This window comes from Pantoea sp. UBA5923, from assembly GCF_002431095.1.
GTDB lineage: Bacteria > Pseudomonadota > Gammaproteobacteria > Enterobacterales > Enterobacteriaceae > Pantoea > Pantoea piersonii.
Genome location: NZ_DJDN01000015.1, coordinates 1 through 21,200, shown reverse-complemented (window position 1 = coordinate 21,200; position 21,200 = coordinate 1). Strand labels below are relative to the sequence as shown.

Annotated in this window: 21 protein-coding genes; 5 read left to right on the top strand and 16 right to left on the bottom strand. The window is 59.9% G+C overall.

From position 1 onward, the window contains the following. From crtI to B3797_RS03200, 6 genes are all read right to left on the bottom strand, one after another. A partial coding sequence (gene crtI, locus B3797_RS03225; protein WP_311790359.1) for a phytoene desaturase family protein occupies window positions 1–921 on the bottom strand: 921 nt, incomplete at its 3' end. Next, window positions 918–2,081, bottom strand: coding sequence for a lycopene beta-cyclase CrtY (crtY, locus tag B3797_RS03220; protein ID WP_311790358.1), 1,164 nt, complete (start codon window positions 2,079–2,081; stop codon window positions 918–920). The genes crtY and crtI, both read right to left, overlap by 4 nt. Next, window positions 2,065–3,354, bottom strand: a complete 1,290-nt coding sequence (locus B3797_RS03215; protein WP_311790357.1) for a glycosyltransferase — start codon at window positions 3,352–3,354, stop codon at window positions 2,065–2,067. Before B3797_RS03215 ends, crtY begins: the two co-directional genes overlap by 17 nt. Beyond that, a complete protein-coding gene (fni, locus tag B3797_RS03210; RefSeq protein WP_311790356.1) occupies window positions 3,351–4,385 on the bottom strand; it encodes a type 2 isopentenyl-diphosphate Delta-isomerase in 1,035 nt (344 codons plus the stop codon). Before fni ends, B3797_RS03215 begins: the two co-directional genes overlap by 4 nt. Window positions 4,386–4,419: 34 nt before the next feature. Continuing rightward, window positions 4,420–5,277 (bottom strand): polyprenyl synthetase family protein, encoded by an 858-nt coding sequence (locus B3797_RS03205; protein WP_414693026.1) that lies wholly within the window; start codon window positions 5,275–5,277, stop codon window positions 4,420–4,422. 280 nt (window positions 5,278–5,557) lie between these two features. Beyond that, on the bottom strand, window positions 5,558–6,142 hold the full coding sequence (locus B3797_RS03200) for a YtfJ family protein (protein ID WP_311790354.1): 585 nt from the start codon (window positions 6,140–6,142) through the stop codon (window positions 5,558–5,560). Window positions 6,143–6,326: 184 nt separating this feature from the next. On the opposite strand from B3797_RS03200, the gene B3797_RS03195 reads away from it, so the two are divergent. Then, the gene (locus B3797_RS03195) at window positions 6,327–6,539 is read left to right on the top strand and encodes a hypothetical protein (protein WP_311783408.1); all 213 of its coding nucleotides are present in this window, start codon (window positions 6,327–6,329) and stop codon (window positions 6,537–6,539) included. A 132-nt stretch (window positions 6,540–6,671) separates the two neighbouring features. Here B3797_RS03195 and B3797_RS03190 read toward each other — a convergent pair whose 3' ends face one another. From B3797_RS03190 to B3797_RS03170, 5 genes are all read right to left on the bottom strand, one after another. Continuing rightward, on the bottom strand, window positions 6,672–7,379 hold the full coding sequence (locus B3797_RS03190; protein ID WP_414693025.1) for a pirin family protein: 708 nt from the start codon (window positions 7,377–7,379) through the stop codon (window positions 6,672–6,674). Window positions 7,380–7,508: 129 nt separating this feature from the next. Beyond that, on the bottom strand, window positions 7,509–9,236 hold the full coding sequence (locus B3797_RS03185) for a DUF2534 family protein (protein WP_311790353.1): 1,728 nt from the start codon (window positions 9,234–9,236) through the stop codon (window positions 7,509–7,511). A gap of 75 nt (window positions 9,237–9,311) precedes the next feature. Then, window positions 9,312–9,734, bottom strand: a complete 423-nt coding sequence (locus tag B3797_RS03180) for a DUF2946 domain-containing protein (protein ID WP_311783405.1) — start codon at window positions 9,732–9,734, stop codon at window positions 9,312–9,314. 120 nt (window positions 9,735–9,854) lie between these two features. Further along, window positions 9,855–10,775 carry a glutaminase B gene (glsB, locus tag B3797_RS03175; protein WP_120455996.1) on the bottom strand — a complete coding sequence of 307 codons (921 nt, stop codon included), beginning with the start codon at window positions 10,773–10,775 and terminating at the stop codon, window positions 9,855–9,857. Between the two features lie 165 nt (window positions 10,776–10,940). Then, entirely contained in the window at window positions 10,941–12,143 is a 1,203-nt protein-coding gene (locus tag B3797_RS03170; RefSeq protein ID WP_311790352.1) for an MFS transporter, read from the bottom strand. Window positions 12,144–12,598: 455 nt separating this feature from the next. Here B3797_RS03170 and B3797_RS03165 point away from each other — a divergent pair, with 455 nt between their 5' ends. Genes B3797_RS03165 through B3797_RS03155 form a run of 3 tightly spaced genes read left to right on the top strand, consistent with a single transcriptional unit; the run spans window position 12,599 to window position 14,610 of the window. Next, window positions 12,599–13,075, top strand: a complete 477-nt coding sequence (locus B3797_RS03165; RefSeq protein WP_120456000.1) for a ferritin-like domain-containing protein — start codon at window positions 12,599–12,601, stop codon at window positions 13,073–13,075. Window positions 13,076–13,134: 59 nt separating this feature from the next. Then, window positions 13,135–13,641, top strand: a complete 507-nt coding sequence (locus B3797_RS03160) for a ferritin-like domain-containing protein (RefSeq protein WP_311783403.1) — start codon at window positions 13,135–13,137, stop codon at window positions 13,639–13,641. Between the two features lie 60 nt (window positions 13,642–13,701). After that, the gene (locus tag B3797_RS03155) at window positions 13,702–14,610 is read left to right on the top strand and encodes a manganese catalase family protein (protein ID WP_311783402.1); all 909 of its coding nucleotides are present in this window, start codon (window positions 13,702–13,704) and stop codon (window positions 14,608–14,610) included. A 405-nt stretch (window positions 14,611–15,015) separates the two neighbouring features. On the opposite strand, the gene B3797_RS03150 is transcribed toward B3797_RS03155, so the two are convergent. The 3 genes from B3797_RS03150 to fucO form a co-directional block, all read right to left on the bottom strand. Further along, a complete protein-coding gene (locus tag B3797_RS03150; protein WP_120456006.1) occupies window positions 15,016–15,189 on the bottom strand; it encodes a GhoT/OrtT family toxin in 174 nt (57 codons plus the stop codon). Between the two features lie 217 nt (window positions 15,190–15,406). Beyond that, the gene (locus tag B3797_RS03145) at window positions 15,407–15,919 is read right to left on the bottom strand and encodes a 5' nucleotidase, NT5C type (RefSeq protein WP_311783400.1); all 513 of its coding nucleotides are present in this window, start codon (window positions 15,917–15,919) and stop codon (window positions 15,407–15,409) included. 199 nt (window positions 15,920–16,118) lie between these two features. Then, complete coding sequence (gene fucO, locus B3797_RS03140; RefSeq protein ID WP_311790351.1) at window positions 16,119–17,267, bottom strand: lactaldehyde reductase; 1,149 nt, start codon at window positions 17,265–17,267, stop codon at window positions 16,119–16,121. Between the two features lie 242 nt (window positions 17,268–17,509). Here fucO and B3797_RS03135 point away from each other — a divergent pair, with 242 nt between their 5' ends. After that, a complete protein-coding gene (locus tag B3797_RS03135; RefSeq protein WP_120456011.1) occupies window positions 17,510–18,547 on the top strand; it encodes an NADP-dependent oxidoreductase in 1,038 nt (345 codons plus the stop codon). 35 nt (window positions 18,548–18,582) lie between these two features. Here B3797_RS03135 and B3797_RS03130 read toward each other — a convergent pair whose 3' ends face one another. Then, a complete protein-coding gene (locus B3797_RS03130) occupies window positions 18,583–19,650 on the bottom strand; it encodes an SDR family oxidoreductase (RefSeq protein ID WP_311790350.1) in 1,068 nt (355 codons plus the stop codon). Between the two features lie 80 nt (window positions 19,651–19,730). After that, window positions 19,731–21,200 (bottom strand): Lhr family helicase (locus tag B3797_RS03125; protein WP_422662138.1); only part of this gene is annotated, 1,470 nt, incomplete at its 5' end.

Genomic DNA, 21,200 nt, shown 5'->3' with positions numbered 1-21,200 from the left:
GAACAGCGAGTTGCTCATGCGCTTGCCTTTCAGTTTTCTGCCCTGAACCGCAGCGGCGGGGTGCTGGCCAAGCAGGTCGCTGTAGGTATGCACCACATCGGCATTGGAGGCGACCGCGCGGGTCTCAAACACCCGGCCATCTTGCAGATGCACAGCGGAAATCGCGGCATCCTTCGCTTCGATATGGCTGACGCGCGCATTCAACTCCAGCGTGCCGCCTAAATCCTGAAACAGTCGCAGCATGCCCTGTACCAGCGCGCCGGTGCCGCCGCGCGGAAACCAGACGCCCCATTCCCGCTCCAGCGCATGGATCAGGGTATAGATGGAGGAGGTAGCGAAAGGGTTGCCGCCAACCAGCAGAGAGTGAAAAGAGAAAGCCTGGCGCAGCTTATCATCCTCAATAAAGCTCGCCACCTTGCTGTAGACGCTGCGCCACGCCTGCAGACGCGCCAGCTGAGGGGCGGCACGCAGCATATCGCGAAACGACAGAAAGGGAACGGTGCCGAGCTTAAGATAGCCTTCGGCGAACACCGCGCGCGAGTAATCGAGAAAGCGCTGATAGCCTGCTACGTCGCGCGGATTGAATTTACGGATCTCCGCCTCCAGCCGCGCCTGATCGTTGTCATAGCTAAACACCTCGCCCGACTCCCAGCAGAGCCGGTAGAAAGGCGTGACCGGCAGCAGCTCAACGTAGTCACGCATCGATTTGCCCGCCAGCGTGAACAGCTCCTCGATAGCGCTGGGGTCGGTAATAACCGTTGGGCCAGCATCAAAGGTAAAGCCCTGATCCTGATAAACATAAGCGCGGCCGCCCGGCTTGTCGCGCTGCTCCAGCAGTCGCGTTGGAATGCCTGCCGCCTGCAGGCGAATCGCCAGCGCCAGTCCGCCAAATCCTGCGCCAATTACCGTGGTCTGCTTCATCGTAATGTTCTTCGTCCAGAAGGTTGAGTGAGAATAGCCTGTATCGCCGCCAGCACCGGCACCGGCGGTTTGCCGCTAAGAATGCGCGCCCGGTCGACCAGGGTAAGCCGCCCAGCGTAAAATCGGGCGATCAGTCCCTCCGACAGACCGTAAAAACGCTGCATAACGCGCCAGCGTTGATCCGCATCGGCGGCCAGAAACAGCATGCGGTTAAGCATGCGAAAGAAGCCCTGTTCCCGCCACGCCGCCTGGGCGAAGCGGTGAATACGCGGGGCAAGCGCGTCAGGGGAAAAATCCTGTTCCGTTGCCAGCGCGTCCGCCAGCGACGCCGCCAGCGGTAACGAATAGCCGGTAGTGGGATGGAAAAGCCCGGCGCGCAGGCCGACGCAGGGCTGACGATGATGCCAGAAACGTTCGAAGTCGCCCGCCAGCGTAATCGGCAGCGCGCCGCGTTCTTCGCGTACTAGCGTCGCCAGCTGCCAGCCCTGACGTGCGGCGTAATCGCAGATATTCTGACGCGCCTGCGCCGCCGCCAGCGAGGCGTCATCGATGTAGTGCGTATCTTCGATCAGCAGCCGCGTCGGCGAGAGCGGAAGCGTATAGACGAAACGATAGCCGCCCTGCTGGTCGACGGTAGCGTCCATCAGAATCGGCCCTTCAAGCTGATGAGGCTGGCTAAGCGTCCACTCCTGCCCAACAAAGGCCTGAAAGCCGATTTGCAGAGCGGCGTCAGGCTGATAGCCGCGACCGTCAATCACGGCGCGGGCGCGCAGCACTTCGCCGCTGGCGAGCTGAACGTGGTCAGGCCCGCAGCAGGCGACGGTCTGGTTAAGCCGCAGCGCGTCGCCGAGCGCTGCGCGCAGCACCTCGTCAAAGCGCGATGAAGTTACGCAAAAATAGCCGCTGTCGAGCTGGCGCGTCAGCTGAGGAAAACGCACTTCGTAGTGCGGCCAGTGGTGCGCCACCAGCGGCGCGATCCACTGATGCTGCTGGTCGCTGAGATCGTCGGCGTGAAAGCACCAGGTGTGATTCCCACCCGCTCTGGCGTCGGCATCCAGTACCAGCACGCGCAGACCTGGTTGCTGCTGCTTAAGACGCAGCGCCAGCAGACCGTTCGCCAGCCCCGCCCCCAGCAACAGCAGATCATACTGCGATGTCATAATTTTTCTCCGCGCGAACTGGCTGGCGCGTCAGCAGCGCGCGTTCGGTGATATCGGCTGCGCGCTCAACGCCGCCGAGGGCTGCCAGCTGCGGTTGCAGCAGCGACATACGCTGTTTAATCGCCCGATCCTGCAGCAAGCGACCCAGGCGGCGCGCAATCTGATGGCTGGTGGCAAAGCGTGAGGCGCGAATGCCCAGCCCATGGTGCGTCAGACGCGCGGCGATGCCGGGCTGGTCAAAGGCCAGCGGGATCGCCAGCAGCGGCGTTCCCTGCGCCACCGCGTCCAGCACCGTATTCAGGCCGCCGTGAGTGATCGCTACGTCCGCCTGCGCCAGCGCGGCGCGCTGATCGACAAAAGAGGCGACCTGCGCCGCGCCAGCGCGCATTAACTTTCGCGCCTGAAAATCGCTCAGGCCGCCGCAGTGGGCGATCAACAGCTCTGCATTCAGTTCGCGGCAGGCTTTCGCCAGGGTTTTAAACAGCCCGTAGCGGCCGCCCTGCAGCGTGCCGAGAGAGGCGAAAATACGCGGCTGTTTGCCATCGCTAAACAGCGGCATCGCGGTTGATGGCGCAGGCTCGCGCAGCGGGCCGGTGGCGTGAAAATGCGCGGGCAGTTCGCGGCGCGGAAAGTCGAGCGCGTGCGGCAGCTGGCTAATCTGCGCCAGCGGCGATAAGCACTGATGTGGCTGGCGGCCGCCAGCGAGGCCAAAGGCGCGGGCATAATGTGCCAGCACGCGATCGTGGCCGCGCATCAGCCAGTCATAGATTTTTTCGCTGGAGGCGAATCGCTCCCGCGCGGCGCTGCTGGTTCCCCAGAGAAAAGGCATCACCGGCAACGGGAAATGCGCTTCGCGGTTAACGGGCAGGGCGCAGGCGACCGACACGAAGGGCAGCTGCATCGCCTCCGCTACCAGCCCGCCGGCGGGTGCCATCTGGTCGACAATCAGGCCATCTACCGCCAGCGACCGCAGCGCGTCGGGCAGTTCGCGGCACAGCATATCGGTGCTGCTGGCCATATCGCCGATCAGACGCAGAATGCCTAAACCGCCAGGGTGCGCCGCCAGCTGCAGCGTGCGGTCGAGCGTGCCGACAGGATGCGTTTCCAGCCCGACGGCATGAAAACCGACGGCCGCATCGTTCAGCAGCGCGGCGGCATCCGCCTGTTGAATAAAGGTGACGCGATGGCCCCGCGCGATCAGCGTCTGCGCCAGCGCCTGCAGCGCGCGCATATGGCTGTAAAAGGGCGGCGCGATCGCCGCGAAATGGCTCATCGCGCCTCTCCGCTGCGCTGCAGCGGCGCGAGACGCAGCTCACGCAGGTTTGCGCTGCCGGTACAGAAGCAGACGACCCGCAGCTGTTCAATCAGCGTCTGAAAATGCGCAATAACCGCGTCGGCGGAGTGCAGGGCGCTGCTGAGCACCGCCGCAGCCTGGCCGACGATATCCGCGCCCAGCCGCAGCGCTTTCGCCGCATCGATGCCGTCGCGGATGCCGCCGGAGGCGATAAGCGGCATAGCGGGCAGCCTGTCGCGCACTGCGCGCAGCGCCTCGTCGGTTGGGATGCCCCAGTCGGCGAAGGCCATTGCCACCGCGCGCTGCTGCGGATTGCTGGCGCGTTCACCCTCAACCGCCGCCCAGCTGGTGCCGCCTGCGCCCGCTATATCGATCATGCTGACGCCCGCTTCAGCGAGCCGCTGCGCAACCTGCGGCGAGATACCCGCTCCTACTTCCTTCACCACCACCGGCACAGGCAGCGACTTCACCAGCTGCGCAATCGCCTCCAGCACGCCGCGCCAGTCGCGATCGCCGCCGCGCTGCAAAGCCTCCTGCAGAGGATTCAGATGGACGATCAGCGCATCCGCTTCAATCATATTGACCGCGTTTAGCGCCAGCCTGCGGCCCTGTTCGCCCAGGATCTGCGCCGCGCCAAGGTTCGCCAGTAGCGGAATATCAGGAGCGATACGGCGCAGGTCGCGCGTCAGGCCAAAGTTGTTCTCGCTTTCCAGCGCCACGCGCTGCGAGCCTACCCCAAGCGCCAGGCCAAGCGTCTGCGCCGCCTCGGCGAGATGGTGATTGATGGCGCGCGCGCGCGTTGCGCCGCCGGTCATCGAACTGATAAGAAAAGGGGCCTGCATGCTGCGGTTGAACAGCCGGGTGCGCAGATCGATCTGATCCAGATGCAGCTCTGGCAGGGCGCAGTGGGTGAATTGCCAGCGGGCGAAGCTGCCTGGCGCTGGCGTGGTGTTACGCAGAACAATGTCCAGATGATCGTTTTTGCGTTTCGTCAGGTCCGTGTCCTTCATTGCTGCTCCATATACTCAGACGGGAAACGCGCGGTCAGCCGACCATAGCGAGTTTTTTTTCGAACCAGGCCTGCACAAAATGCCGGGTGGAGTAGCCGTTGCTGCAGGCGGAGGCGAGATGGCGATCGGCGCGTCGCAGATGGTCGCGCAGGCGTTTCTCGACCACTTTGCTGCCCAGCATATTGACCAGCGTTGATTTCCCCACGTCCTGATGCGCATCTTTTCCGGTGTCGCTCTGCCCGTCGCTCAGATCGTCCAGCAGCTGAAACGCCTGGCCGAGATCCCGCGCGAAGCGGTGCAGTTTTTCACGCGACTCCAGCGGCGCGCCAGCGACGACGGAGGCCATCTGCATCGCTGCGCTAAACAGCGCGCTGGTTTTAAAATGATTGGTGAGCTGAATAGCATCAGCGCTGCGCGGCTGGCCGCCTTCGGTCAGATCGCGGAACTGTCCCTGCACCAGACCCTGAATGCCAACGGAGTGGGAGAGTTCAGCCACGGCCTGCGTCTTCGCCTGGCTGCTGATGCCGTCGGCCAGCGCAATCACGCCAAAGGCGCGGCTCAGCAGGGCGACGGCCGCCAGAATAGCGACCGATTCGCCGAACTGGCGATGAATGGTTGGACGACCGCGCCGCAGTTCGGCATCGTCCATACAGGGGATATCGTCGAGTATCAGTGAGGCGGCATGCACCATCTCAATGGCGCAGGCGAGGTCCAGCAGACCGCTGAGTTCATCGCGGTAGCCAAGGTCGTGAGCAGCCAGCATCAGCAGCACCGGCCGAATGCGTTTACCCGGCGCCAGCGCGCCTTCGCGCATGGCGAGGCCCACGCAGTCGCGTTCGCTTTCAACCGGCAGCAGTCGATCGAGACGTTGCTCGATGCTGGCCAGTAACATCAGGGGGTCGCTGGGGATGAGGGTGAGATCTCTTTCAGCAAAAATGGTCATGATGGCAGTCCTTACTTGCAGGTGAGCGTCGGCCTGTCGTGATTGCAATGAATGAACAAAGTGGCGCTTAAGGAGCCATCATTAAAAAATCAGTGCCTGTTATTTTTAGATCCGCCGCGCGCTAAGCGTGGTTGTTTTGTTTTGACGCGGCGGTGAAATAAAGCGTAGTCGAGAATTGTCAGGCTGAGGAGCAAAACGGGAATAAGTGGCAATAAAACAATAATTTTACTCACGAACTAAGTGCGGCCTCGGGCGGCGCTGGCTCATCGTTAAGCATCTGATTAAGCAAAGCGACGGCCTGCTTAACCTCCTGCGGCGTCAGGGCGCCGTCTTTGGCAAAGCGAACCCTGCCTTGCCTGTCCAGCAGAACCACGGCGGAGCCGTGTGGCGTCAGTTGCCAGCTGTTCTGCGCCACACCGCTGCTGTCGATAACAAAATCCTGCCAGGGCGCGTCGTGCTTACTCGACCTGATGCTGCGCTCGACGAAAATGGCGCTGCCTGGAATAGCGTCGTCGGTATTAACGATGGTGGTGGTCTGAAAGCGGCTGCGCGGAAAGTTCGCCTGCTGGATAGCAGCGATCAGCGGCGCATTTTGCTCTTTGGCCGAAAGCCGTCCGGCGACGTGAATGACCATGCGCACTTTGCCAGTCAGCGACTGGCTGCTCCAGCGCTGATAGCCCAGCATCTCATGCTGCATTACCAGTTCGCCTTCGTTAGCGATAAAAACCGGGGGAAGAGGTTTTCCCGTTTCAAAGGTATGCGCGCCAGCAAGGCCGGGCAACAGTAAAGGGATAAGCAGCAGGAAGGGTTTCACGTATCCTCGCACGCAGAAGAGAAGAGCCTCAAGCCTGGGTGAAAAAGCGCCGCTTCGCCAGTTAAGGAAATATGAATTTTTACGCCTGGGTCAAAAATTAATCACTTTTTCACTGCGCCAGATCAAACAACTCGCCCTGAAAGGAATCGAAGATGCAGATATACATTCGCAAAAGGAGACGGATATGAAAAGTGAGTTAATGACGCTTTCAGAATTTGCACGTTACCTTGGCGTATCACCGCTGAGGCTGGTTCGTGCCTACTGTAATCGGGGATCGCTGGAGGGTGTGCCGCTGCCGGAACCCGTGAAAAACGTGGCGTTCAGGGAACGCTGCTGGTCGCGTGAGGAGGTGCGCCAGTTCAGGCACCGGCTACAGCGCATTCAGCACCATACGTAATAAAAAACGCTTGGTGCTGAGGTTGATCGCCGCCGTTACACGGGCAGCGTAGCTGGTTGCCAAAAGGCTTACGGCCTTTCGGCACCTTTGGCTATGCTGCTCCCCGTCTTAACAAAGCGCCACCGGCTGTAATCAACTGCCGCTGATGGTGCCGCTCATCACCCCGGTCGCTTGCGCATCCACCAGGAAACAGATCAGCGTGGCGTCGCGCTCGGCGGTCACGGCGGGCAGCGCTTCAGTATCGCCAGCCACATCCCCTTTATGCAGACGTTGACCATCCAGATTCACCACGCCATCCAGCACCGCCAGCCAGGGCGCGAAGCCTGGAATAGCGGGGACATCAAGGGATTTACCCCGTTCCAGACGAATATCGTAAATATGAATCGCCTGGCGCAGCGTCAGCGGCGCGGCACTGCCTTCCGGGCCTGCCAGCCATGTCCAGGCATTGTGGGCGATGCCCTCAGCGCGTTCCAGCAATTGAGTTTTCGCTGCGCCGCCGGCGCGGGCCGGACGGATAAATGCCTGCAACACTTCCGCTTCAATCAGCGGCGCAGACTCCTCGTGTCGCAGACCTTCGCCCGCATTCACCACCATGACGCGTTTCGCCGACAGCGGCGTACGTTCACCGCTGGGATCGGTATGCTGCACCGATCCGCGCCAGACGTAGCTCAGGATGTCGTCATTAACGTGCTCATGCATCGGGATGCGTGCGCCGAGCTTTAGCGTCGTCATATCGACAATCGCCAGCGGCCCGAAGCGTTCACCCGGACGCAGACGGCGAATGGTAAAGGGACCATATTCAAACAGCTGGCCGCGATGGGCACGTACGACGTTCATCATCTTCTCCCGTTATAAGGTCACAGAGGGATAATAAACCTGCTGGAAAAGATGAGAAGGGGGGAGATTTGCCGAGAGAGTTCAACTTTTTTGAACAAGCTGCCCGCCCTTGCAGACGAGCAGCTTGAGGCTTTATTTGCCCTGTTCGTCGCTTTCGCCGAGGAAGAAATACCACAGCGGAATCGACATCAGACCGGTAAAGACCGAGGTATAGAGGAGCACCATCAGCGCCTGAGTAACGTACATCATCAGCGACCAGTCACTAAAGGCGATATGGTACTGATCGATCACCCCGCTGATAATGGCTTTACCCATCACCGTGCCGACAATCAGCCATAAAATCACCACGCTGCGCAGGAAATAACGCATCTCTTTCTGTTTGGCGGCGAAGCGACCGCGCACGATACCCAGCGGCGACTGCTGATCCAGCGGCGTTTCCGGCTGCGGCAAAGCGGCGCGCTGCGCGCGTCGCCAGCGCAGCAGATCGAGCGCGATAAAGATCAGCAGGCTGGCGCCCATCACCGGCAGCGCCCAACCCAGCGCCAGAGCCAGGATCAGCGATGCGCCCTGCGCATAGCGCGGCAACGCCTGCCAGGCGGTGAGAAGCGTCTGCGCCGGATTCTGCGCAGGGAGCGCCGGACGGCGGATCCACCACATGCGATAGCCCAGCGCGATCATGGCGCACAGCCCAAAACCGAACAAGGCCAGCAGCAGCTGATTCGGCAAGCCGAACAGCACGCCCATATGCGCATCGACGCCCCAGCGCGTCAGCTTCGCCACCAGCGGAAAATGGGCGAACTCAACGCGATCGACGATAGCGAAACTGGCGGGGTCCACGGAAACGGCATCAACCTGACTTGGCCAGCTGCGATCGATCTCGCTGACCGTCCAGGCCTGGCCGCTCTCTTTCGGCTGGCGCAGTTCGACTCTGGCGGCATGAATACCATTGCGGCGCGCGGCGTTAAGCACGTTGTCCCAGTCGGCGTCCGGGGCGTTCGCCGCTTTGGCCGGCATGGCGGGCATCGCCATATTGCTCATATCCATACCGTCCATCTGCGGCATCGCGCGATGGTCGGCATGCGGATCGGCGGTCGCAGCAGGCGCGCTATCGTCGAGCGCGGTGCGTACCTGCGGCGTCAGCCAGCCGAAATCGCTGCGCATTTTATCAATATTGCCGCCCGCCCACTGCGACCAGGTGAGGCCGGTGATGGAGAAGAACACCAGACCCAGCGCCAGCACGAGGCCGAGCGTGATATGCCAGTGGCGAGCAAAGGCAAAGCTGGAGGAGCGCTTTTTCGCCTGTCGACGCGGTCGCGTGCCGAGCCACAGCACCAGACCGCCCAGCGCGGCGACCCAGAGCCAGGAGGCGGCCAGCTCGCTGTAGAGACGGCCGAAGTCGCCCAGCAGCAGACCGCGATGCAGCTGATCCAGCCACATCCGCAGCGGCAGCACACCGCTGGTGCCATAAACCGTCATATCGCCCTTAACCTGTAAGGTATAGGGATCGATAAACACCGAGCGCGACTCTGACGGGCCGAGATCGCTCTGGCTGAACTGCACGCGCGTGGTGTCCTGCGCGCCAGGGGCCGGACGCACCGCATAAATACGCGCCCCTTCGCCAGTATGACGACGCGCCGCCGTAATCTGCGCCGAAAGCGGCTTCGCCACGCCCTGCGCCTCGGTGGTCAGCGCGGAAGAGTAAAGCACATTCTCAATCTGCGGCGTCAGCACGTACAGGGTGCCGGTTAGCGCCGCGATAAAGATAAAGGGGGCGATAAACAGCCCGATGTAAAAGTGCAGGCGGCGCAGCAAATTAAACAGCGAGCCGTGTGGCCGTACCGTTTCCCGAATTGATGACATAGCTCATCCATTTTTATTCAGTTAAAGATGAACCCGTTTCCGCCGCGTCACACAGCAGAAAAGCAGGCGTTCTGATTAAAAAAAAGCGCAGCGGGAAGGCGGAGCGCGAGGCCGGTAAACGCGGCGCTCACGTCGGCGCGGTGGGGGATCTGCGCGCCGCGTCGGCGGCGGCGCGCGCGAGATCAGCATCATCAGCCAGAGCAGGGGAACCGCAGCCCAGATCATCAGCGGCACATGCACCAGCAGATCGCAGTAGCCGCAGGCGAAACCCTCGTCGGTGGACATCATATGTCCTGAGGGCATCATCATGTCGCCGTCCATATGATGCATCATGGGCATGGCATCGTCGCCAGACGACATCACTATCTGGGCGGGCATCGCGCTGTTGTGGCGCGCCATCAGATCCTTAGACACCACAGGCGCGACGAACAACAGCAGCACCGCCAGGATAGCCAGGCAGGCGCTGAGTCGCTGTTGCAACGGGGTGAAAAAGGTCATGAAAACATCACTGGCTGGTAAACGTCAGGCGCTATTTTACCGCGTTACGGCCCTGAACGGGGCTAAATCTGTAAAAAATCTTACGTCTGGCGTTTACACCTGTAACATCCGCTGGGTGCGTCAGAAAACCGAGCTGCCGAGACGCTCGCTGAGCAGTTCCAGCGCGGCCGTTCCCGTCAGGGAGTTGCCGATGGCATCCAGCCCTGGCGACCAGACCGCAATGCTCATTTTGTGAGGAATAATCGCGATAATGCCGCCGCCAACGCCCGATTTGGCTGGCATACCGACGCGCCAGGCGAATTCCCCCGCGCCGTCATACATACCGCTGGTGATCATCAGCGCGTTAATCTGTCTCGCCTGCCGCGGTGTAATAAACGGCGAGCCATCCGCTGCTTTACCCTGATTCGCCAGATAAACAAAGCTGCGCGCCAGCTCGACGCAGCTCATAGAGAGCGAGCAGTAGTGGAAATAGGTCTGCATCACCTCGCTGACGTCGTTATGGAAGTTGCCGAACGACTTCATCAGCCAGGAGATAGCGGCGTTGCGCGCCGAGTGTTCATACTCGGAGCGGGCCACCTGTCGGTCATAGTTAATATCGGGCTGACCGCTCAGCCGACGCACAATCTCCAGCATTCGCTGGCGCGGCGCGGTCAGGCGCGTTTCCAGCATATCGCACACCACCAGCGCGCCCGCATTGATAAAAGGATTACGCGGCTTGCCCTGCTCCAGCTCCAGCTGCACCAGCGAGTTAAACGGCTGGCCGGAAGGCTCCTTGCCGACGCGCTGCCAGATTTCGTCGTCGCTATAGCGCGTCAGCGCGACGCTTAACGACAACACTTTAGAGATGGACTGGATAGAGAAGCGGGTCTGCGCATCGCCCGCCTGCCAGGTCTGACCGTCGGGGGTGGCAATAGCGATCCCCAGCGCGTGCGCAGGCACTTCGGCCAGCGCAGGGATATAGCTGGCGACCTTGCCGCGCGCGGTAAGCGGACGAACCTGCTCCAGAATCTCTTCCAGTAGCGCATTGCTGAGTTCAGGCACGAGTGAATCTCCTTTTCTGAGGCGTCTGGCGCCGGATAATGAACGTGTGCCGACGCCGAATCAATGCAGCGGACGCAAATTTTGTGAAATCTTCCACGCAACCCTGCCGCCGCTACGTTAACTCAGCTGCTCAACGCCTGTTTACAAGCCATTGCGCGCAGCGACTCACCTCATTTGCCTGGCGCTGCCAGCCAGCGGCGCGAGCAGCATTTGCATAAAACTCAGGGCCGCCAGCAGCGAGAGCGGCAGCGTCCAGTCGCCGCTCTGCTCATGCACAATGCCAAAGAACAGCGGGCCGAGTGCCGCCAGCGCATAGCCTACGCACTGCGCCATACCAGAAAGCTGCGACGCCTGGCGATGATCGCGCGCGCGCAGGTTAAACAGCGACAGGCAGAGCACCAGCGAGGCGCCAGCGCCCAGACCGGCGATAATCAGCCACAGCGCGGCTAAACGCGGCAGCAGCAGCAGCCCCAGCACGCCGCAAAAAATGGCGGCGGAGGCGACGAACGCGGTAAGACGCGCATCGCGCAGTCGCTTCAGCGCCACCATACAGCCGAGGTTGGCAAGGATCGCAATCGCCTGATAGAGAAACAGCAGCCAGCCAGCTTCCCCCTGGCTGTAACCCTTCGCCTGCGCGTAGGGGGTAAACCAGTCGATCAGGGTATAAAACGCCAGCGACTGAAGCGCCATAAACAGCGATACCTGCCAGCCGATGGCTGAGCGCCAGGGCGTAGCGCCAACAGCGGAGAGGGCGGGCGTCGTGCCTGACCGACGCGCCGCGCGCGGCGTCAGCAGCGGTAGCCAGGCGAACAGCGCCACCAGGCCAGGCACTGCCCAGACGCCGAGCGAAAGCCGCCAGCCCGCTTCGGACGTCGCGAGCGGTACAGCAACGCCCGACGCCAGGCTGGCGGTCAGCGACATGGTGGCGGCATAAAGCCCGATATATTTCGCGGTATGGTGGGTAAAGTCGCGTTTGATCAGCGGCGGCAACAGCACATTAGCGGCAGCGATCCCGGCGCTGAGCATAAAGGTGCCGCTCCAGAGCGCGGCCTCATCAGGAAGCCAGCGCACAAGCGAACCCAGCGTAACCAGCAGCAGCGCCGCCCACAGGCTACGCTCCAGGCCGTAGCGATTGCCCAGCGCGGCGGCAACCGGGGCCAGCGCGGCGAACATCATTAAAGGAATAAAATTGAAAAAACCTGCCGCCGCGGCGCTCAGGCCAAAGGCGGTGCGAATGTTTTCCAGCACCGGGCCGACGGCGGTAATCGGCGCGCGCAGGTTTGCCGCGGTCAGTAGTATAACCAGCAGGAAAAAGCCAGGTTGGGTAAAGCGCGAAGCGCATACAGCAGAGATTTGTCGCAGGGTCATAAGATCCGCATCACAAAAGGCGGCCAGGCCGCTGTGGTGCGTTGGTTGACGTTAACGCTTACGCACCGGCCAGAGGGGGCCGATGTCTGCGCGCTACTCTAATCACTGATGTTGCGCCTGTAAAGCCGCTCTCGCGTGGCTATTTAACCCTGACTGCGGCTGTATAGCGCAACGGCGGCAGGCGCGTCAGATAATTTGCTTACCACGCACGCCGCGCGTCGTAATAAGCGAGCCGATAATCCATTCGTGTTTTTTATAACCTTTAGGCTGCCCGAGCGCTATTTAGCAGAGGCGGCCGTTTCGCCAAAATTAAGAATATTCCTTATTAATCAAACCATTTTTGCTCCGCGCTTCGTTTTTATTAAATTTGCGCAATTGTACTTAGCAACTATTATTAATTTCTGTAGCGTCCTGGCCAGGAAAACAAACATCTGATTTGACAAGAGGAACCTGTAATGGCGATTAAAACACTGGTAGATCTTTTTATTCACGATCTTTCCGATGTCTATAGTGCAGAAAAACAGATCACTCGTGCCCTGCCAAAAATGGCGCGCGCTGCATCAGACGAATCATTGAAAGCGGCGTTTGAAGCGCACCTGGAAGAGACGCGCGGACAAATTGAGCGCCTGGACCAAATTGTTGAAAAAACTGAAGAACTGCGCATCCGCCGTATGAAATGCCATGCGCTGGAAGGCCTTGTAGAAGAGGCTCAGGAGATCATCGATTCCGTTGAAGCTGGCCCGGTTCGCGATGCCGGCCTGATTGGTGCCGCGCAGAAAGTCGAGCACTACGAAATTGCTACCTACGGCACCCTGGCCGCAATGGCGAAAAGACTGGGCTTTGACGAAGCGGCTAAATTACTGGCCGAAACGCTGCAAGAAGAAAAAGCCACGGATGAAAAACTGAATATGATCGCTGAGAAAACCAGCTAATTATTTGATCCGATGACATCCGTCTTTTGCAGCATTCTCATTTTTCAAAGAGGTGAATCATGACACACGAAGAGAATTATCTGGCCTGGCTGAAAGATGCTCACGCTATGGAAAAGCAAGCTGAAAGCATGCTGGAAAAAATGGCGTCTCGTCTTGAACACTATCCCGATTTAAAAGCGCGTATTCAGCAGCATATTGAAGAAACGCGCCAGCAGCAGACCTTATTACAGTCTGTTATTGACCGTAATGATACTTCGCACTCCGCTTTTAAAGACGCCATGGGCAAACTTTCTGCAATGGGTCAGGCGATGGGCGGCATGCTGGCCGACGACGAAGTCGTGAAAGGCGCAATCAGCGGTTATGTCTTCGAGCAGTTTGAAATTGCAAACTACACCTCGCTGATCGCAGCGGCGCAGCTGGTAGGCGACCACGAAGGCGCTCGTATTTTTGAACAGATCCGTGAACAAGAAATTGCAATGGCGGAATGGTGCCTGACGCATCTGCCAGACGTGACGCAGCAGTTTATGACGCGTGACGCGGCTGAAGGCGTTGAAGCAAAAAAATAACGCTAAAGCCTGGCCCTCTCCAGCCAGAGAGGGCTAAATCCAACTGGAAAGGAATGAGCAATGTTCAGACACGTAAAGAAACTGCAATATACAGTCCGTGTTGAAAAGCCCAATCCCGGACTCGCCAATTTGCTACTGGAGCAGTTTGGCGGACCGCAGGGCGAACTCGCTGCGGCATGTCGCTACTTTACTCAGGGTCTTGGCGATGACGATCCAGGCCGTAAAGATATGCTGATGGATATCGCAACGGAAGAGTTAAGCCACCTGGAGATCATTGGATCGCTGGTGGGTATGCTGAACAAAGGCGCGAAAGGTCAGCTGGCTGAAGGCACAGAGGAAGAGGGCGAAATTTATCGCAACATCACCGGTGCCGGCAACGACAGCCATTTGACCTCGCTGCTTTACGGCGGTGGGCCGCCGCTGACCAACTCTGGCGGTGTGCCGTGGACTGCGGCCTATATCGATACCATCGGCGAGGTGACCGCTGACCTGCGTTCGAACATTGCCGCTGAAGCGCGCGCAAAAATCCTTTACGAGCGTCTTATCAATATGACGGATGACGTTGGCGTAAAAGATGCGCTGGGCTTTTTGATGACGCGTGAAGTCGCGCACCAGATCTCGTTTGAAAAAGCGCTCTACTCAATTCGCAACAATTTCCCGCCGGGCAAATTGCCGCCAATCGAGCAGTATTCCAACGTCTACTACAACATGTCGGCGGGTGAAGGCGATATTCGCGGTAGCTGGAATTCTGACGAAAACTTTGAGTATGTGGCCGATCCGGCACCGGCGGTTGACGGTGGCGATGGTGAGGCGACAGTCGCCACTTTGCCAGCCGATCAGAAGACCGATCTGCTGAATATGGCTAGCCGCACCGCCTCCGATCGCAGCCTGAACCCGACTACGGGTGCTGAACTGGGTTCGACGCTGGGCGAAGCTAACCAGCTCAACGCAGATAAACCGCGTTCATAATCCCCTCGCGTCAGCCAAGCTATTGACTGACGCGATTTCCCTCTCTTTATTGACTCTTCCAGACGGGCGTTACGCCGCTTCCACTATTTTGTATCAATGAAATTCCGGCTCAGGAAAATGACCACAGTCGTTCTGACTAATAGTTGTGCCAGGCTGGCAGGTTTGCTGTCGCGTTTCTGCGGAGGGTACCGGTTTTTCCGGCGCCATAGGGCCTGACTGACAGGCGCTAAGCAGGGTGACAAACAGGGCTAAAGCAACAAAACGCATATCCGCTCCTTGTGATGGCATGAAGTAAGCAAACAAACGTCGGTGGTCAGCTACGGGACCAGAGGCGTAAAGATAAGTGTAGCTGGCGGCAGGAAAAGGTCTATAAATCAGCATGAAGCCGCACAGCGGCTTGCAGGATCAAAACAGGGCGAACATCAGCGCGACGGGAAAGCTCATCGGCCAGGTCGCGCCGACAAGGAAAGCGCTCAGCGCCCGAATCGACAGCTTATCCTTTGCGATAAAAAAGGTGATTAGCGTAGCAATCGTTGCCATAACCGCATAGAACACCAGCATATGTTGATAGAGGCTCATAAATACTCCGCATCGTTATAGTGGTTTTGCTGCGCACTATGCGGAAAATAGTGATCGAGATCAAGCAAAAAGCCGTGACTTTTTGAAGAAATTGATGGGGTTGCTGACAGCGGCTAAGCGCGAGCGATTTCAGGCTGAAATCTGGCAGGAAAAACGCGCCGGTTCCTTCAGGCGCGGGGGTTATACGCGCGAACGCGCGTGGCGAATTTAGCTTAAATCAGAGAAAGCGTTGCTCAATATCACGCCAGCTATCGACGCGCGCGTAGCCGGTCTCCTGCTGGTTTTGCGCAGTGGTGAACAGCACGCCTTCGCCCGTGAACTGCGCGAAGTGTTGCGGGTCAGCATCAATCAAATAATCCGCATTCAGAATGCCTTTGCTGCTGCAACAAACGATATTCATCGGGTTAATAAAGGGAAAGTTCGCTTTAAGCCACTCCAGCTTTGCGGCCAGCGAGCGCGGAAACTCCATCGCCGCGGTGGTGATAAAAATTTCATACTCCTGCGACAGGCGTTCGATTACCCGCTGCGCGTCAGGCAGGGCGGGCAGTCCGGCGTAAAAACTCTCTTCGCCGATCAGTTCTTCAATCTCCTGAAACAGCGCAGGGCGCGACTGTTGTGGTTTTGCTGCGTCCAGTGAGTCTACCTGAGCCTCTTGTGAAGCGGCGTCAGGCGTAAATTTGTGGTTCAAGTCGATAATGACTTCATCCATCTCGATGGCGATACGTTTCATGGTTTCCTCTGGTCAATCGTCAAGCCAAGGCGGCTAGAATAACAGCAGCGCGGCTCCGCTTGTAGTCTCAGCAGAAATGCGGCTCAGGCAGGTGGTTTAATCACCAATTGAAGCCTGGTAAATCGCCAATTACTGTGAGATGGGCCAGAAGCAGCAAAAAGAACGGGAAAAATGCCGCCCGGACAGGCGGCATTGCGACTTAACTTTGCAGATAAAGGGCTTTAATCTCCTCCAGGGTCGCTTCACGCGGGTTGCCACCGGTACAGACATCCTCCAGCGCCGCCTGCGCCAGTGCCGGTACGTCCTCCGGCTTGAGGCCGACGTCGCGCAGCGAAGCGGGAATGCCTACGTCGCGGCAGAGCTGCCTCACCGCCGCGACCGCCGCCTCACGCGCCTGCGCCAGCGACAGCTTCTCTACCTCTGGCACGCCCATTGCGCGCGCGATATGACGATATTTTTCCCCGGTATAGTCTGCGTTCCACGCCATTACCTGAGGCAGCAGGATGGCGTTAGCGACGCCGTGTGGCACGTTATAAAACGCGCCTAGCGGGTGCGCCATGCCGTGTACCAGCCCCAGCCCGACATTGGAAAAACCCATGCCTGCCACGTACTGACCCAGCGCCATCTGCTCTACCGCCGCTATATCGCCTTTCACAGCGTCGCGCAGCGACTGGCTGATAATTTCAATGGCGTTGAGATGCAGCATATCGGTTAGTTTCCATGCGCCGCGCGTAATATAGCCTTCAATGGCGTGCGTTAGCGCATCAATGCCGGTTGCCGCTTTGAGCGCGGGTGGCATGCTGGCCATCATTTCCGCGTCGATGATCGCCACCACGGGAATATCGTGCGGATCGATGCAGACAAATTTACGCCGCTTTTCTTCATCGGTAATGACGTAGTTAATGGTGACTTCCGCTGCGGTGCCGGCGGTGGTTGGAATAGCGATCAGCGGAACGCTGGGATTACGCGTCGGCGCGAAACCTTCCAGGCTGCGCACATCCGCGAACTCAGGGTTATTGATGATAATACCGATCGCTTTGCTGGTATCCTGCGGTGAGCCGCCGCCAATGGCGATGAGATAGTCCGCCTCGGCGCGTTTAAACACCTCAACGCCGCGCTGCACGACGGCGATGGTGGGGTTCGGCACCACCTCGTCATAGAGCGCCCAGTGAAGCTGGTGCGCATCCATCAGATCGGTCACGCGCTTCACGGCGCCAGCGGCGACCAGCGCCTTATCGGTCACGATCAGCGCCTTCGTCAGGCCGCGTCGTTTGACCTCCTCCGGCAGATGACGGATCGCGCCCGCGCCAAAAAAGGCAGTCTTATTCAGAATCATACGTTGTGTCATAGTCACATCCTTGATTAGCAAAATTCCCATTACCTTCCCGCTTAATCGCGCCTTAATTCTGCGATGAAGGTCACATTTCTTCTGAGGCGTAATTGACAAAAATCAATAAATTAGCGATTGGCAGCCAGCGTCAGAGAGGCGGTCGTGCTTCTACGATGCGGTGTAAAGCCATTCCTGCCAGGCAACTTTCTCATCCTCTGTTAGCCTCAATGGGAGCATTAAGGATTTAACCAACGGAGGAAATGATGGCGAAACCGCAAAATCACGGCTGGAGACTGGCCTCGCGCCCACACGGTAAACCTGTTCTGGAGAACTTCGAGTTCGGCGAATTACCTTTGCCGTCGCTGGAGGAGGGCGATCTGCTGCTGCGTACCATCTATCTGTCGCTCGATCCCTATATGCGCGGCCGGATGAGCGATGCGAAGTCCTATGCCGAACCGGTGAAGCTGGGCGATGTAATGGTCGGCGGTACGGTCAGCCGCGTAGTAGAGTCGCGCCATGCCGATTTCCAGCCCGGCGATTGGGTGCTTTCCAGCGGTGGCTGGCAGGCCTATTCCGTCTCGCCTGCCTCAGCGGTAAGAAAGCTGGGCAACGATCTGGCGAATCCTTCCTGGGCGCTTGGCGTGCTGGGCATGCCAGGTTTTACCGCCTATATGGGCCTGCTGGACATTGGCGAACCGCAGCCGGGCGAAACCCTGGTGGTGGCCGCAGCGACCGGGCCGGTAGGCGCTACGGTAGGGCAGATCGGAAAGAAAAAAGGATGTCGCGTGGTGGGCATCGCCGGCGGCGAAGAGAAGTGCCGACACGCGGTCGAGGTGCTGGGCTTCGATCTCTGCCTGGATCACCATCAGGCGGATCTGGCGGCGCAGCTGGAGCAGGCCTGCCCGGACGGCATTGACATCTATTATGAAAACGTCGGCGGCAAAGTGTTCGATGCGGTGTTGCCGCTGCTCAACACCAAAGCGCGTATCCCGGTTTGCGGTCTGGTGTCGGGCTACAGCGCGACCGATCTGCCTGACGGCCCGGATCGCCTGTCGCTACTGATGGGCGATATTCTGAAAAAACGTCTGCGCGTGCAGGGCTTTATCATTTTTGATGACTACGGCCATCGCTATGGCGAATTCCTGGAGGCGATGGAGCCCTGGGTAGAGCAGGGAGAGATTCGCTATCGCGAACATATTATCGACGGGTTGCAGAACGCGCCGGAAGCGTTCTTTGACATGCTTGAGGGGAAAAACTTCGGCAAAACCGTGGTGCGCGTGGCGCAGGACGACGAGTAACAGGATCAGGTCCCGCCCGCAGGCGGGACCGCAGTTTAGGCCGGGATCAGCTTCTCCTGCTTCAGGCGATCGAACAGCGCGAAAAGGTCGTCGCGCGTGCTGTGATAGCCGGTAAAGCCCGCTTTGCGGCTCTTGCTCATATCCGTAAATACTTCCATCGGACGCCCCAGGTCGGCGTCGGTGTGCCACCAGGAGACCAGACGGTTAATATCCGCCTCGCGCAGCTGATAGTGCTGCGCTAACGCTTTCCACTGTGCTTCCGCATCCACCATGCGCTGTTCCAGCGGCTGGGTTTCTTCCGGCAGCGGCTGTGCATCAATACCGAAATAGTCGGCGATCTCGCCCCACATCCATTTCCAGCGGAACACGTCGCCGTTCACGGTGTTGAAGTCTTCATTCTGCGCGCCCGGCGCGCTGGTGGCCCATTCCAGCTGCTCCGCCACCAGCGTCGCGCTGCTCATATCGGTCACGCCGTGCCACTGCGCCGCCGAGCCGGGGAAGATAAACGGCAGGTTATGGAATTTGCACAGCGAGGCGTAAACCGCCAGCGTCTGCCCCATATTCATCGCGTTGCCCAGCGCATAGCCGATAACGGTATGGGGGCGATGCACGCTCCAGCGATAGCCATATTTTTCCGCGCCGGCGAACAGCGCATCTTCCTGGGCGTAATAGAAGTTATCGACCGGCTGACGACCCTGCTCTTCGCGGAACGGCGTCATCGGCACCGCACCTTTGCCATAGGCGTCGAAGGGGCCAAGATAGTGCTTGAGGCCCGTGACCAGCGCGACATGGCTGCCGTTAAGCCGATCGCCCAGCGCATCCGTCACGTTGCGCACCATCGCGCCGTTAACGCGGATATTCTCTTTTTCCGTTTCCTGACGCGCCCAGACGCTGAAGAAAAGAGCGTCTGGCCGCAAATCTTTCAGCGCTTCCTTTACCGATTCCGGCGCGGTCAAATCGGCGGTGAGCGCGTGGCAGCCTTGCGGCACCGGCGTGCGTCCGCGCGACAGGCCATAAACTTCCCAGCCGTTCGCCAGCAGGCGCTCTGCCGTCGCGCTGCCGATCACGCCGCTAATCCCGGCAATAAGAGCTTTCTTCGACATGCTTTTCTCCCTTGAGCCTTACAACAATGCAAATGGGGAGTGTAGACCGTGATCGGCAGTTAAGCGCAGCGCCAGGGCGATCAGCCATACCAGCTATACCCTTTTGGCTCGCGGGAAAACCCGGCGCGGCGCAGCGCGTCGATAAGCGGCGACTGGCCTGCGGGCTTGCCGTCGATGGTTTCCAGCGTAAAGCCAGAGGCTCTTTCGCGGCGCAGCGCGACGGCCAGCGCGGCGACGGCGGCGTCGCGCCAGCTCTCCTCACCATAGCTCAGCAGCTCTTTGCCGCCCTGCGCCAGATAGAGCGCCAGCTGCCCGTGGCAGATCACTACCCGCGCGCCGCTGCGGCGCACCGGACGCGTGCCAACGGCGTGCGTAGGCCAGCGCAGCGTGACGCCGAAGGGAGAGGCGGGATCGACGGCGGAAAGCGCCACCGCCAGCGGTTCGCCAGCCGTTCTCTCGGCAATCACACGCAACCGCTCAATGGTGGCGTTCTCTGCAAACTGCGCGCCGCCCAGCCCGGCGACGAAGCGGCCGCGCAGCACGCGACCGGCATCTTCCAGCCCGCGCATTACTGGCTGCAGCGCCGGAAACCCGCCCGGCACCTGTTCCGCTATCGCCGCGCCGCGCGTTACTACGCCCCAGCGGTCCAGCATATTCTCGGCAATCGCCAGCGCCAGCTGGGCAGGCGGCGTGGCTGGGCGACAGAGGCGTGACCAGCGTCCGGGCAGGGCGGGCGTAGCTGGACGGCCCGTCGGAAGGCTAATCCGTCCGCGTCGCGTGCGCAACGAACGCGTCGCTTTTGCGCGCGCGCTGCTCGCCATGCCGGTTAGCTGGCGCAGCGCTGCCCATGTATCGGAAGTGATATAGCCAGCCCAGGCCAGCTCCCACAGGGCGCTGTGGATCGCGGCGTCATCGACCGGTTGCGCTGCTGCGACAGCGGCGGCGATCTGATGCGCAAACCATGCGCCTCCTTCATCCAGCAGCGCCAGAATAGCGCTATGCAGCGGCGACAGGCGCAGCGCATCGCTGCCCTGTGCCAGCGGCAGCAAGGTTTCGGCGGCAAACTCGCGCAGATGCAGCGACACCAGACCGTCGTTATGCCCCAGCGAACGCTCGCCAACCCAAATCACCTCGCCTGCGGAAAGCAGCTCATCCAGCATAGCGGGCTGATAGTCATGCACGCGCGGCGGCAGAATTTGCGTCTGCCAGAGCGAGGCCGGAAGCGCCAGCCCGGCGAGCTGCTCCACTACGCGCGCCACGCCGTTGACGCCTTCATAGCTTCCCTGCGCCACCGGCGACGACGGCGCCTCGCCGGTTAAGCCTTGCCGCTCCAGCAGCAGCGAGACCCAGGCTTCCGGCGGTACGGGACGCGTCGCCTCACGCGCGGCCTGCAATGAGCGAATGCGCAGGCGCTTAAAGACCTCTTCGGCGACCCACTGGTCGCGCCAGGCGGCAGCGTCATCTTCTTCAGCCAGGCCAAAATCACCCTTGAGCAGTTTGCCCTGCGCGCGCATACGCTCCAGCGTTTCGCTGACGACCGCCGGGCCAAG

Coding starts and splice junctions, on each gene's coding strand:
- B3797_RS03215 (WP_311790357.1), bottom strand. CDS start 3,354: ATGAGCCATTTCGCGGCGATCGCGCCGCCCTTTTACAGCCATATGCGC.
- B3797_RS03150 (WP_120456006.1), bottom strand. CDS start 15,189: ATGAGCCTCTATCAACATATGCTGGTGTTCTATGCGGTTATGGCAACG.
- B3797_RS03165 (WP_120456000.1), top strand. CDS start 12,599: ATGGCGATTAAAACACTGGTAGATCTTTTTATTCACGATCTTTCCGAT.
- B3797_RS03160 (WP_311783403.1), top strand. CDS start 13,135: ATGACACACGAAGAGAATTATCTGGCCTGGCTGAAAGATGCTCACGCT.
- B3797_RS03205 (WP_414693026.1), bottom strand. CDS start 5,277: ATGTTACTGGCCAGCATCGAGCAACGTCTCGATCGACTGCTGCCGGTT.
- crtY (WP_311790358.1), bottom strand. CDS start 2,081: ATGACATCGCAGTATGATCTGCTGTTGCTGGGGGCGGGGCTGGCGAAC.
- B3797_RS03185 (WP_311790353.1), bottom strand. CDS start 9,236: ATGTCATCAATTCGGGAAACGGTACGGCCACACGGCTCGCTGTTTAAT.
- B3797_RS03195 (WP_311783408.1), top strand. CDS start 6,327: ATGAAAAGTGAGTTAATGACGCTTTCAGAATTTGCACGTTACCTTGGC.
- fni (WP_311790356.1), bottom strand. CDS start 4,385: ATGAAGGACACGGACCTGACGAAACGCAAAAACGATCATCTGGACATT.
- B3797_RS03155 (WP_311783402.1), top strand. CDS start 13,702: ATGTTCAGACACGTAAAGAAACTGCAATATACAGTCCGTGTTGAAAAG.
- B3797_RS03135 (WP_120456011.1), top strand. CDS start 17,510: ATGATGGCGAAACCGCAAAATCACGGCTGGAGACTGGCCTCGCGCCCA.
- fucO (WP_311790351.1), bottom strand. CDS start 17,267: ATGACACAACGTATGATTCTGAATAAGACTGCCTTTTTTGGCGCGGGC.
- B3797_RS03170 (WP_311790352.1), bottom strand. CDS start 12,143: ATGACCCTGCGACAAATCTCTGCTGTATGCGCTTCGCGCTTTACCCAA.
- B3797_RS03180 (WP_311783405.1), bottom strand. CDS start 9,734: ATGACCTTTTTCACCCCGTTGCAACAGCGACTCAGCGCCTGCCTGGCT.
- B3797_RS03130 (WP_311790350.1), bottom strand. CDS start 19,650: ATGTCGAAGAAAGCTCTTATTGCCGGGATTAGCGGCGTGATCGGCAGC.
- B3797_RS03145 (WP_311783400.1), bottom strand. CDS start 15,919: ATGAAACGTATCGCCATCGAGATGGATGAAGTCATTATCGACTTGAAC.
- B3797_RS03190 (WP_414693025.1), bottom strand. CDS start 7,379: ATGATGAACGTCGTACGTGCCCATCGCGGCCAGCTGTTTGAATATGGT.